Genomic DNA, 12655 nt, shown 5'->3' with positions numbered 1-12655 from the left:
CCGTACGAGACCCGCACCCGGGCCCGTACAGTCCCGTACCGGACCGGTACGAGGCCGCCGCCCGGTTTCCGTGGCCACCGGTCCCGCATCCCGGACGGAATGTCCAGATCCTGGAGCCCGGGCGTACCCTTTCCCGTACTGATCCGACCTACCGAGGAGCGAGCGACGATGCCCGAGCTGAGGTCCCGCACTGTCACCCACGGCCGCAATATGGCGGGCGCCCGTGCCCTGATGCGTGCCTCGGGCGTAGCGAGCGCGGACATCGGCAAGCCGATCATCGCGGTCGCCAACTCCTTCACGGAGTTCGTGCCCGGTCACACCCACCTCCAGCCGGTGGGCCGGATCGTCAGCGAGGCGATCAAGGCGGCGGGCGCCGTTCCGCGTGAGTTCAACACGATCGCCGTCGACGACGGCATCGCCATGGGCCACGGCGGAATGCTCTACTCCCTCCCCTCCCGCGATCTGATCGCGGACAGCGTGGAGTACATGGTCGAGGCCCACTGCGCCGACGCCCTGATCTGCATCTCCAACTGCGACAAGATCACCCCGGGCATGCTGAACGCGGCACTCCGCCTCAACATCCCCACTGTTTTCGTCTCCGGCGGCCCCATGGAGGCCGGCCAGACGACCCTGGTCGACGGCACGGTCCGCAAGCTGGACCTGGTCAACGCGATCGCCGACGCGGTCGACGAGAACATCTCGGACGAGGACATCCTCCGCATCGAGGAGAACGCCTGCCCGACCTGCGGGTCCTGTTCCGGCATGTTCACGGCCAACTCCATGAACTGCCTGACCGAGGCGATCGGCCTCTCCCTGCCGGGCAACGGCTCGGTGCTCGCCACCCACACCGCCCGCCGCGCGCTGTACGAGAACGCCGCGCGTACGGTCGTCGAGATCACCGAGCGGTACTACGAGGGCGACGACGACAGCGTTCTGCCCCGCAGCATCGCCACGCGCGCGGCCTTCGACAACGCCATGGCGCTGGACATCTCCATGGGCGGCTCCACCAACACGATCCTGCATCTGCTGGCCGCCGCGCGGGAGGCCGAGCTGGACTACGGCCTGGCCGACATGGACGCAGTCTCGCGCCGTGTCCCGTGCCTGGCGAAGGTCGCGCCCAACGTCGCCCCCGGCGGCACGTACTACATGGAGGACGTCCACCGGGCCGGCGGCATCCCCGCGATCCTGGGCGAGCTCTACCGCGCGGGCCTGCTGAACGAGGACGTCCACACCGTCCACTCCCCGTCCGTCAAGCAGTGGCTGGAGACCTGGGACGTCCGCGGCGGCTCCCCGTCGGCGGAGGCGGTCGAGCTGTGGCACGCGGCCCCCGGGTGTGTCCGTTCGGCGGAGGCGTTCTCGCAGTCCGAGCGCTGGGACACCCTCGACACGGACGCGGCCGGCGGCTGTATCCGGGACGTGGCCCACGCGTACAGCAAGGACGGCGGGCTCGCGGTCCTGCGCGGCAACCTCGCCGTCGACGGCTGCGTCGTGAAGACCGCGGGCGTCGACGAGTCGATCTGGACCTTCGAGGGCCCGGCCGTCGTCTGCGAGTCCCAGGAGGAGGCCGTCGACAAGATCCTCCGCAAGGAGATCACGGCGGGCGACGTCGTCGTCATCCGCTACGAGGGACCCCGGGGCGGCCCGGGTATGCAGGAGATGCTGTACCCGACGTCCTTCCTCAAGGGCCGGGGCCTCGGCAAGGTCTGCGCCCTCGTCACCGACGGCCGCTTCTCCGGCGGTACGTCGGGCCTGTCCATCGGGCACGCCTCACCCGAGGCGGCCTCGGGCGGCACGATCGCCCTCGTGGAGGACGGCGACCGCATCCGTATCGACATCCCGAACCGTTCGATCGACCTGCTCGTCCCGGACGCGGAACTGACCGCACGCCGTGACGCGCTCGGCGGCGTCTACGCCCCCAAGTCCCGCGAGCGGAAGGTCTCGGCGGCCCTGCGCGCCTACGCGGCCATGGCCACCAGCGCCGACAAGGGCGCGGTCCGCGACGTGACCCTCCTCCCGTAACTCCCGCCCCGTCTCCCGACCGTGCCCGGGCGCATCCCGGGCGCGGCCGGCGCGGCGCCGGAAGCCGAGCCCACCGGCCCTCGTCGCGTCCGGGGGCGGATCCTCGGGAGGGCGGGCGCGCTGCCGAGCGCCCCGCCCGGGAACCGGCGAAGGCGCCTGACCATCCCGCCCCGCCGGACGCGGGCCCCTCGTACAGGGACCCTCGTACAGGCACGGGCGACCCCGGACGCCCTCACATGGCTGGACATCGCTCACGGGGCCGACCAGGACGCGGCGTCGCGGACATCACGAGGTCAGGGGGGGCATGGGGCCACGGGGTCACCACCCCGCCGGTCCCTCCGCGTCCACCGCGAACACCGCCCCGTTCGGCGCCACCCCGAACACCCGCCCGCCCACCGCCACCGGCGGCGGCAGAAACGACGCGAACGTGTACCGCCCGTCGTCCATCCGCGGCTCCGTCTGCCCGATCAGCGACCCCCGCACGGCGTCCACCGCCAGCAGCCTGCCGTCCCCGGCCGTCACATAGACCGCACGCCCGTCCGCCTCCGGGCGCGAGAGATTGGTGACGGACGTCTCCAGCCGCCAGAGCTGACGCGGCTCATCACCCGCCCCCGCCCCCGCGGGAGCCATCCGGACCGCGACCAGCGAACCTCCCGACCCGCTCAGATGGACGACGTCGCCCCGCACGACCGCCTGTGCCTGATCCACCGGCGCCGTCAGCGCCACGGTACGGATCCCATGGGCCGGGCCCGCCATGTCCACCCGTACCACCGCGTCCGTGAAACCGCCCAGATCGACGGTCATCAGATACAGCGCGCCCCCGGACACCCCCATCGGTCTCAGCAGCCCGTCCAGCCGCTTCTTCCACAGCGGCTTCCCCTTCCGCGGATCCACCGCCTTGACCAGCGTGGACGTCCCGTCGGCCGACTGCGTCACGGCCATCGCCACGGCGTTCCCGCCGGCCGCCGCCACCCACTCCGTGCCGGGCCCGCCGTGCCGCCTGCTCCACCGCTGCTCACCGGTGGCCGCGTCGACCGCCCGTACCTGTCCGCCGTCCGTGATCAGCAGCACCACGTCGCCGACGTGCCGGACGGCGGAGTACGGCGCCGTCCCGATGTGCCAGCGCACCGCGCCGGTCTCCGGATCGAGCGCCTCCAGCTTGCGCTCTCCCGGCGAGAGCACATGCACCAGCCCGCCCGCGAACACCGGCGCACCGGGGTGACCGCTCTGCGCGGCACCCGCGTGTGCCGCCCGCGACCAGGCCCTGCGGCCGCTGCCGGGGTCCAGCCTGGCCGCCTTGAGCCCGGGTGCCGCGCAGTAGAGCGCGGTGAGCCGAGGCCCCGCCGTACACGCGGGCATCCGGTCCTCCGCGCCCCGCTCGCCCAGATCCACGCTCCACCCGACGAAGCCCTTCGAGCCCTGTTCCGTACGCGTCGGGGCCGGTGTGGACGAGGGAGGCGCCGACTCGCCGCCCATGGCCCGGGTCACGACGATCCCCGCCGTCATCAGCACCGCCACCGCGGCCCCGGCGGCCGCCCACCGCTTCCTTCCGCCCCTCAGGGACCACGTCCGGGCCGGGCCGGACCCGCCGCCGACGACGGGCGCCTTCCCCCGCGGATCGGGCGTCCGCGGACCGGGCACATGCGTCAGCGTGTCGTACGAGGACGACGGCGACGACTCCCGCAGCGCGACCATCAGCCCGTACGGAGTCGGCCGGTCCTCGGGCTCCTTCGCGAGACAGCCCCGGATCAGCGGCACGAGATCCTTCGGAACCCCCGTCAGATCCGGCTCGTTGTGGACGACCTGATACGCCACGATGTACGGGCTGTCCGAGTCGAACGGCCCCCGCCCGGTCGCCGCGTGCACCAGCACCGCGCCCATCGCGAACACATCCGCCGCCGGCCCGACCTCCCTCGGCCGCTGGAACTGCTCGGGCGCCATGAACGGCGGCGTCCCGATCAGCTTCCCCGTCTCCGTCCGCAGATCACTGTCCGAGGGCCGGGAGATCCCGAAGTCGATCACCTTCGGCCCGTCCGGCGCGAGCAGCACATTGCTGGGTTTGAGATCGCGGTGCACCACGCCCGCGCGATGGATGTCGCGCAACGCCTCGGCCAGCCCGGCACCCGTCCTGCGCAGTTCCTCCGACTCCAGCGGCCCGTTCCGCTTGACCCGTTCGGCCAGCGTCGGGCCCTCGATGAACAGGGTGGCCATCCACGGCCGTCCGGCGTCCGGATCGGCGTCGACGACCGGCGCCGTGAAGGCTCCGCTGACCCGCCGTGCGGCCGCGACCTCCTGCCGGAAGCGCGCCCTGAACTCGGGGTCCGACGCATGCTCGGCGTGGATGACCTTGACCGCGAGTCTCAGTCCCGAGGCCGAGGTGGCCAGATGGACCACTCCCATGCCGCCGGTCCCCAGGCATGCCTCCAGCCGGTACTGCCCCGCGTACTGTGGATGCCCGGCTTCCGGGGATTCCCCGGTGCTGCGCAGCGGTGGCATCTCCCACCCCCGACATGTTGAACGTGCGCGCGCGACTCACGGAGCCTAGTCGATGGTGGGTGCGATCCAGGGGTGGCCTGTCAGATGGGTCACAGCGTACGGTACGTAATACGCACATACGGCAACGGGGGCGATTTACATGGCACTTGACGACGTACGTCCGGAAAACGACGACTCCGCCACCGCGGGACCCGAGACCGGCACCGGGGCTGGCACCGAGACCGGGAACACAGCCGAAGCCGCTACCGACACCGTGACTTCTGCCAGCGTTGCCGGCGCTGCCGACTCTGCCGCCGACAGCGCGCCGGAAGCCGACGCCGGGGCAGAGGCCGCGGCGAGGGTCCGCCGCTACCCGGTCGCCCCGGGCTACCGCGTCAACGTCCGCAGCGGCCCCGGCACGGGGTTCGGCATCGTCCGGGTCCTCCCTCTGGGAGCCACCGTGCCGATCCACTGCCAGAAGCCGGGGGAGACCATCTCCGGCCCGTACGGCACGACCAACATCTGGGACAACATCGCGAGCGGCGAGTTCGTGTCGGACGCGTACGTGAACACGGGCAGCGACGGCTATGTGACCATCCGCTGCCCCTGACGGCCGCCCGCCCCACCGGATCCGTACCGCCTCGGCCGTACGGTCCTCCGCCGCCCGTCACACCGGTCGTGCGGGGCTGCTTCGGCCGTACCGTCAGAACCCGGTACGGCCGGGCACCCGGTACGGCCGGGCACCCGGTACGGCCGGGGCCCGACCGCCAGGACCCGTACATCCGCTCCCGTCCGCTCCCGGGGATAATCGACCCGTGAGCGAGCAGAGCGGCAGGACCGGCGACACCACCACACCCGCATCCGCGTCCGGATCCACGGAGTCCACCACGACCGGCGGTGGCGACGGTGGCCCGCGGCCCGAACCCATCCGCTTCTTCGGTACGACCTGGGTCGACCACGACGGCGGATACGGGCTGCGCAGGGCGGGCGTCGCCGTCGGCTCGCTCGCCGCGGCCGTCGTCGGCTGCCTGGCGCTGCGCTTCGGTTACGAGGGCCTCGTGATCGCGGAGATCGGCGGCTTCCTCAACACGATGGTCATCGTCATGTTCGCGGTGTGCAGCGCGATCGCCTTCCGCAAGACCTGGGAGGGCTTCGGCCGACGCCCCACCGGGGCCGCGACACCGGACGCCCTGCGCAGCCTGCGGGCGATCGGCTTCGTCGGCGTCCTTCTCGCGTGGTTCCTCCGCTCGCTGGCCGAGGCACCCGGCGAGAAGCTGCACCGCGAGGAGTACGAGAGGGCCCGCGCCCAGTACAAGAAGCGCCGCAGCTCCCGCACCGGCAACCCGGCGGCACGCAAGGGCCGTTCCGGCAAGCAGAAGCGCACGTAGCCCCGGCACCGCCGTCCCCGCCCCGGCCGAGGGCTGCGCCGACCTCACCACGTACGCCCGGGCATGTCACCGGACGGACCCACGGCGATCCCAGCGGCCGGTTCACCGAACGCGTCCGATGGCACGAACTCGCCACCCGGCCCACCGCCGTCCCCCATCCGCTCGCCCATCTGCTGCGCGGCCCCGGCGTCCGGCACATCGCCCGGCGCGCCACGGGCCTGGACCCGGCAGCGTGCCCGGTGACGACGGACGACGGTCACCACCTCCCGTACGACCGGCTGGTGTACGCCCTCGGCAGTCGCACTGGTGACATCGTGGGCGAACACGTCTACAGCGCCGAGTCCGCGGACGCCCTCCGCAAACGGCTCCAGGACCGCCCCGGCTCGCTCGCGGTCGTCGGCGGCGGGCTGCCCGGGACCGAGATGGCGGCCGACGTGGCCGAGACGCACCCCGACGGGGAGGTCCGCCTCCTGGCCGCCGGCCTGGTCGCCGGCGGCCACTCCCCGTGCGGTCGCGCTCATGTACGGCGGGTCCTGGAGGCACGCGGAGTCCACGTCGAGGAGGGGGCGCAGGTCACGAACGCGGACGCCATGGACGCCGACGCCGTCGTCTGGGCGGCCTCGATGGTCCCCCACACGGATCTGGCGTCCGCCGCCGGTCTCGCACTCGATCCGGCCACCGGGCGTATCGCGGTCGACGCCTCCCTGCGCTCGGTCACCCACCCCGGGATCCACGCCGTGGCCGACGCGTCCGCAGCCCACACCCCGAAGGCCGGTCGGCTGCGCATGGCTGCGCCGCGGCCCTGCCGACCGGACTGCACGCGGCGTCCGCGATCGTCGACGAGTCCCGGGGGCGGCCCGGGGACGCGAGCCGAAGCCGCTGACATTCGGCTATCCCGTCCAGTGCGTGAGTCTGGGGCGCCATGACGGGCTGATCCAGCTCGTACGCGCGGACGACTCCCCGCGTGACCGCGTCCTGACGGGCCGTACGGCCGCCCGGATCAAGGAGCAGGTGGTCCGCTCCACCATCCGCGTGTGCTCCGTGGCCCGCCGAGCCCCGAGCGTCCTGCCACTGATGCCCGGACCGGGCTGACAGGGGCGCTCCGGCCTCGTCGGCGCTGACGGGCCGTGCGGCCGACAGGGCTGATGGACCTGGCGGGGGACAGACCTGGCGGGGTGACGGGGTGGACGGGGCTGATGGACCTGGCGGGGTGGACAGGGCTGGAGGGACCGGCGGGCCAGGCCCGGGCCGACCGGACCGGGCCGGGGGAGGGGTCGGGGTGGCGGGCAGGGGAGGGGCCCCATCCGCGCGGCGCTGCTGCGTGACGGGACCGCGTGCGTGCAGGCCGGACGGCTGGGGGAGGGGCCGGGCCCGGAGCCCGGGCAGCGGCGACGCACGGGCGGGAGCCTGCCCAACGGCCGAAAACACCTCGTACCGCTTGACGGAGCCCATCCCCGGGAGGATTATTCATCACATGATGAATTCTTCCGGGGTTGCCGTCCTGGCCCGCGGTCTCACCGTCGTACGAGGGGATCGCACGGTCCTCCGCGGTATCGACTTCACCGTCCCGCCCGGCCGGATCACCGGACTCCTCGGTCCCTCCGGCTGCGGAAAGTCGACCCTGATGCGGGCGATCGTCGGCACCCAGGCCAAGGTCAAGGGCACGCTCGACGTCCTCGGCAGGCCCGCGGGCGACGCTTCCCTCCGTTCCCGTATCGGCTATGTCACCCAGGCGCCGTCGGTCTACCAGGACCTGACCATCCGCCAGAACCTGGAGTACTTCGCCTCGGTCCTCCAGCCCGGCCGCCGCCACCGCGACACCCGCAGGGCACATGTCACCCGCGCCATCTCCGACGTGGACCTCACCTCGCACGCCGATACGCTCGCCGGGCGCCTCTCCGGCGGCCAGCGCAGCCGCGTCTCCCTCGCCGTCGCCCTGCTCGGCACCCCCGAACTGCTGGTCCTCGACGAACCCACCGTCGGTCTCGACCCCGTCCTCCGCCGCGATCTGTGGGACCTCTTCCACCGCCTCGCCGACGAACGCGGTACGTCGCTCCTCGTCTCCTCCCATGTCATGGACGAGGCCGAACGCTGCCACCGCCTCCTCCTGATGCGCGAGGGCGAGATCCTCGCCGAGGACACCCCGGACGACCTGCGCCTGCGCACCCGCTCGGAAACGGTCGAAGCCGCGTTCCTCCACCTCGTCGACGAGGCCGACGCCCGGACCGCGACGGCCCCGGCCCCCACCGCCCGGATCAGCCCGGACCGCGACCGCCCCGAACCGAGCAGCTCCGGGGCGAACGTTCCCGAAGCGATCAGCCCGGACCCTCACCACCCCGGAGCAACCCGCCCGGCAGGAAGCCGCGCCACCCGGACCACCCTCAGAGCGAACCGCCCTGACCAGAACCACCCGCCAGGGGACCGTCCTGACGAGAACCACCCCGCAGGCAACCAACCCGAGGCGAACGGTCCTCTGGACCACGGCCCTCAGGACAACAGTCCGGAGCAGGCCACTCCGAGGCACAGCACTGGGAATCCCGGGCCCACCACCCTGGAACCGGAGCCCACTACCCAGGAGAACGCCCGATGAGCGCCGCCCGCACCCTCGCCACCGCCTCCCGCGTCCTGCGGCAGCTTCGTCACGACCGCCGCTCGATCGCCCTGATGCTGCTCGTCCCCTGCGTGATGCTCTTTCTGCTCCGCTATGTGTTCGACGGCAGCCCGGAGACCTTCGACTCCATCGGCGCCTCCCTCCTCGGGATCTTCCCGCTGATCACCATGTTCCTGGTCACCTCCATCGCCACCCTGCGCGAGCGCACCTCCGGCACCCTGGAACGTCTGCTCGCCATGCCCGTCGCCAAAGGCGACCTCATCGCCGGATACGCCCTGGCCTTCGGCCTGGTCGCGGCCGTCCAGTCGCTCCTTGCCACCGGCCTCGCGCTCTGGGGCCTCGGTCTGGACGTCGTCGGCTCACCCTGGCTGCTGCTCGTGGTCGCCCTGCTCGACGCGCTGCTCGGCACCGCGCTCGGCCTCTTCGTCTCCGCTTTCGCCGCCTCCGAGTTCCAGGCGGTCCAGTTCATGCCGGCGGTGATCTTTCCGCAGCTGCTGCTCTGCGGCCTGTTCACCCCGCGCCCGAACATGCAGCCCGCCCTTGAGGCGATCTCCGATGTCCTGCCCATGTCGTACGCCGTCGACGCCATGGCCCAGGTCCAGCGCCACGCGGACGCCACCGGAGACTTCATCCGAGACGTGCTGGTCGTCGCCGCCTGTGCCCTTCTGGTACTCGCCCTGGGCGCGGCCACCCTCCGCCGCCGCACCGTCTGACCCGGCCTCGCCTCCAGCGGGTGCCCGGGAGCCCCGCCCGGCGGACGACTCCCCGGCACCGGCACCCCACCCCGCACCGGCCCCGGTCGGCACCCCGACAACCCACACCCCGCACAGTTGGCACCCCGGCACGGTGGGCCCCTCGCGCGGCCCACAGCGACCGGCGGCCTCACACCCGGCTGTCCTCCTTCTCCTTCTCCTCCACCCGCTCACCCGGGGCCAGCAACCTGGCCAGAGCCACCCGTCCCCGCGACAACCGTGCCTTGACCGTCCCCTCCGGTGTCCCCGTCTCCGCCGCGATCTGCTCCACGCTCAGATCACACAGATGGTGCAGCACCACCGCCCGCCGCTGTGCCTCCGGAAGCTGCCGTAACGCCTCCACCAGCACCATGCGCTCGGGCCCCGGCCCGGGCACCCGGTCCACCAGGGGCGCATGGTGCCGCATCAGCTCCAGCCACCGCCTCGCCCGCCGCCACCGGCTCACCGCGAGCCGCGTCGCGACGGTCCGGATCCAGGCCTCGGGAGCCTCCGTCACCAGAAAGGAGGCACGCCGGTCCCACGCCCGGACGAAGGCATCCTGAACCACGTCCTGCGCCTCGCTGTGATCACCCGTCATCGCAGAGAGCTGTCCCACCAGGCGCGGGAAGGCCGCCGCGTAGAAGGCGTCGAACTCCTCGTCCGTCACCAAGGGCGGGACCGCCCCGATAACAGCGGGGTTCCCCTCACGTCACACAGAAGCACTCCGCCTCCTCTCGTCTCACTCTCTCCAAGACGCAGATCCGGCCTCACCCACTGACATGCCGACCCCGCCTTCTGCGCCACGTCCCGGCCTCACACGCCAATCCCGCAATCCGCCACACCGCCACCCATGGGCCTCACAGGTCTCACGGCTCCGGCACCACCCGTACCGCCCCTCGGACCACCCCGGCACCGTCCCACCTCCGGTGCGAGGATGGCGGCACATACCCCCTCCGGCGAGGTGAACAGAGCCATGACCCACACAGTCGCAGTCCTCGGCACGGGCAAGATCGGCGAGGCCCTTCTCAGCGGCATGATCCGCGCGGGCTGGCGACCCTCCGATCTGCTGGTCACCACCCGCCGCGCGGACCGCGCCGAAGAGCTCCGCACCCGCTACGGCGTCGAACCGGTCACCAACCCCGAGGCCGCCAAGCGCGCCGACACCCTCATCCTGGCCGTCAAGCCCCAGGACATGGGCAAGCTCCTCGACGAACTCGCCCCGCACATCACCGCCGACCGCCTTGTCATCAGCGCCGCTGCCGGTATCCCCACCTCCTTTATCGAGGAACGCCTGGCCGCAGGCACCCCTGTCGTCCGTGTCATGCCCAACACACCCGTACTGGTCGACGAGGGCATGTCCGTGATCTCCGCCGGAAACCACGCCACCGCCGGCCATCTCACCCACGCCGAGGAGATCTTCGGCGGCGTCGGCAAGACCCTCCGGGTCCCCGAGTCCCAGCAGGACGCGGCCACTGCCCTGTCCGGCTCGGGCCCGGCGTACTTCTACTTCCTCGTCGAGGCCATGACCGACGCGGGCATCCTGCTCGGCCTGCCCCGCGCCCAGGCCCACGACCTCATCGTCCAGGCCGCCATCGGCGCCGCCGTGATGCTCCGCGACAGCGGCGAACACCCCGTCAAGCTCCGTGAAGCCGTCACCTCCCCTGCCGGCACCACCATCAGTGCCATCCGCGAACTCGAGAACCACGGCGTGCGCGCCGCCCTGATCGCCGCCCTCGAAGCCGCCCGCGACCGCAGCCGCGAGCTCGCCTCCGGCAACGGCTGACCATCACCCCGTCCCGCCGGCGCGGCGCCACGCCGGCGGGACGGGGCACCCGCTCTGCGAGCGGACCGGCCCCTCACCTCAAGGCAGCAACCCGAACGCCGCATAGGCGGCATCCACCCTCGGGCGGGCCATCGCCCTGGCCCGCTCAGCTCCCTCCCTCAGCACCTGATCGACATATCCCGGGTCCGAGGCCAGCTCCGCATGCCGCTCCCGCACCGGCCTCAGCAGCTCCACCACCGCCTCGGCCACATCCTTCTTCAAGGACCCGTACGACTCATATACACCGGCCAAGTCGATGGGGTTCCCACCTCCGCAGGCGGAAAGAATCTCCAGCAGATTCGCCACGCCGGGGCTGTCCTCGCGGTTGTACTCGACCGCGCGCCCGCTGTCCGTGACCGCGCGCATGATCTTCTTGCGCACCTGGTCCGCATCGTCGAGCAGATAGACGATGCCGGCCCCCGAGTCGTGAGACTTCCCCATCTTCGACGTCGGGTCCTGCAGATCCATGACCCGCGCGGCCACCTGGGGACGGGTCGCCTTCGGCACGGTGAACGTGTGCCCGTACCGCTGGTTGAACCGCACCGCCAGATCCCGGGTCAGCTCCACGTGCTGCGTCTGGTCGTCACCCACAGGGACCTCATCGGTCCCGTAGGCCAGGATGTCCGCCGCCATCAGCACCGGATACGTCAGCAGTGACACCCGTACGCTCTGCCCGGCCGCCTGCGCCCGCGCGCCCTTCTCCTTGTACTGGATCATCCGCCGCAGCTCGCCGTCGGTGGCCGTGCACTCCAGCAGATACGACAGTCGCACGTGCTCGACCACCTGGCTCTGCACGAACAGGGTGCACAGCGCCGGATCCAGCCCCGCCGCCAGCATCAGCGTCGCCGCCTGCCTGCTGAGCCTCCCGACCCGCGCCGGATCGTGTTCCATCGTCAGCGCATGCAGATCGACCACGCTGAACAGCGCGTCCGACTGGTGCTGGTCGACCTCGACCCACCGCCGCATCGCGCCGAGGTAGTTGCCCAGCGTCGCGTGCCCCGTGGGCTTGATCCCGCTGAAGATCCGCGTCATCCCGTTCTCCGTCTCCTGGTCGGAGCCACCGCCCGGCGGCCGACTCCCGGAGGGAGAAACGAAGAACGGCCGCCGAGGCGGCGGCCGTTGAGTCATACGTAGGTGCCGGCCGCCGTCAGGCGGCCCACCACTGAAGGGAGCACATACGCGTAGTCATGGGGCGGAGTCTACAGACACACGCCCTCAAGTTGACACGGCACGGCGATCCTCCATAGTGTTCTCCGAGTTGCCCGCAGTGAGCGCCGACCACGGTTGGTCCCCGGGCAGCCATTCCGCAAGACCTACTACGAACGAACGACGTGTTGTCGTGCGCTTTTGGTGTGCTTTTGTGAAATGAGGAATCCCGCGTTCGAAAGAGCGCGACCCCGATTAGCGTCGGGGCGGATGATTCCGCTAAAGTCTCACTCGTCGGAACGGCCGAAGGGCCGGAAAGACATCCCGATTTCGACCGGGAATCAGGCCCGAAAGGATCTGATAGAGTCGGAAACGCAAGACCGAAGGGAAATGCCCGGAGGGCCTGATGAGGGTCTGATGGAAGCGTCCGTTCCTTGAGAACTCAACAGCGTGCCAAAAGTCA

At 71.6% G+C, this 12655-nt stretch carries 10 protein-coding genes and 1 pseudogene; 8 read left to right on the top strand and 3 right to left on the bottom strand.

The genetic code is table 11. From position 1 onward, the window contains the following. Nucleotides 1-168 precede the first annotated feature (168 nt). On the top strand, nt 169-2019 hold the full coding sequence (ilvD, locus tag ACFYT4_RS30405) for a dihydroxy-acid dehydratase (RefSeq protein WP_389276083.1): 1851 nt from the start codon (nt 169-171) through the stop codon (nt 2017-2019). Nucleotides 2020-2337: 318 nt separating this feature from the next. Here the strand turns inward: ilvD and ACFYT4_RS30400 are convergent, their stop codons facing one another. Next, complete coding sequence (locus ACFYT4_RS30400) at nt 2338-4515, bottom strand: PQQ-binding-like beta-propeller repeat protein (RefSeq protein WP_389276080.1); 2178 nt, start codon at nt 4513-4515, stop codon at nt 2338-2340. Nucleotides 4516-4768: 253 nt separating this feature from the next. On the opposite strand from ACFYT4_RS30400, the gene ACFYT4_RS30395 reads away from it, so the two are divergent. The 6 genes and pseudogenes from ACFYT4_RS30395 to ACFYT4_RS30370 all read left to right on the top strand — a co-directional run bounded on the left by ACFYT4_RS30395 (nt 4769) and on the right by ACFYT4_RS30370 (nt 9206). Beyond that, nucleotides 4769-5104, top strand: coding sequence for a peptidase (locus ACFYT4_RS30395; RefSeq protein WP_389276077.1), 336 nt, complete (start codon nt 4769-4771; stop codon nt 5102-5104). A gap of 205 nt (nt 5105-5309) precedes the next feature. Then, nucleotides 5310-5882 carry a hypothetical protein gene (locus tag ACFYT4_RS30390; protein ID WP_389276074.1) on the top strand — a complete coding sequence of 191 codons (573 nt, stop codon included), beginning with the start codon at nt 5310-5312 and terminating at the stop codon, nt 5880-5882. Nucleotides 5883-6121: 239 nt separating this feature from the next. After that, nucleotides 6122-6808: an FAD-dependent oxidoreductase gene (locus ACFYT4_RS30385; protein ID WP_389276071.1), complete on the top strand. Its 687-nt coding sequence runs from the start codon at nt 6122-6124 to the stop codon at nt 6806-6808. Beyond that, entirely contained in the window at nt 6789-6974 is a 186-nt protein-coding gene (locus ACFYT4_RS30380; protein WP_389276068.1) for a hypothetical protein, read from the top strand. Before ACFYT4_RS30385 ends, ACFYT4_RS30380 begins: the two co-directional genes overlap by 20 nt. A gap of 382 nt (nt 6975-7356) precedes the next feature. Next, nucleotides 7357-8118, top strand: a pseudogene (locus ACFYT4_RS30375) (ABC transporter ATP-binding protein); the annotation flags it as partial. A gap of 350 nt (nt 8119-8468) precedes the next feature. Continuing rightward, nucleotides 8469-9206 (top strand): ABC transporter permease, encoded by a 738-nt coding sequence (locus ACFYT4_RS30370; RefSeq protein WP_389276065.1) that lies wholly within the window; start codon nt 8469-8471, stop codon nt 9204-9206. A gap of 169 nt (nt 9207-9375) precedes the next feature. Here the strand turns inward: ACFYT4_RS30370 and ACFYT4_RS30365 are convergent, their stop codons facing one another. Next, nucleotides 9376-9891, bottom strand: coding sequence for a SigE family RNA polymerase sigma factor (locus ACFYT4_RS30365; protein ID WP_389276210.1), 516 nt, complete (start codon nt 9889-9891; stop codon nt 9376-9378). A gap of 306 nt (nt 9892-10197) precedes the next feature. On the opposite strand from ACFYT4_RS30365, the gene proC reads away from it, so the two are divergent. Then, a complete protein-coding gene (gene proC, locus ACFYT4_RS30360) occupies nt 10198-11007 on the top strand; it encodes a pyrroline-5-carboxylate reductase (protein WP_389276062.1) in 810 nt (269 codons plus the stop codon). 78 nt (nt 11008-11085) lie between these two features. Here the strand turns inward: proC and trpS are convergent, their stop codons facing one another. After that, nucleotides 11086-12078 (bottom strand): tryptophan--tRNA ligase, encoded by a 993-nt coding sequence (gene trpS, locus ACFYT4_RS30355; RefSeq protein ID WP_389276059.1) that lies wholly within the window; start codon nt 12076-12078, stop codon nt 11086-11088. Nucleotides 12079-12655: the final 577 nt, after the last annotated feature.

The sequence above is a fragment of the Streptomyces sp. NPDC004609 genome, from assembly GCF_042873655.1.
In the GTDB taxonomy this organism is placed as follows: domain Bacteria; phylum Actinomycetota; class Actinomycetes; order Streptomycetales; family Streptomycetaceae; genus Streptomyces.
The sequence above is the reverse complement of the archived record's forward strand: the minus strand, read 5'-3'. Positions and strand labels throughout refer to the sequence as shown.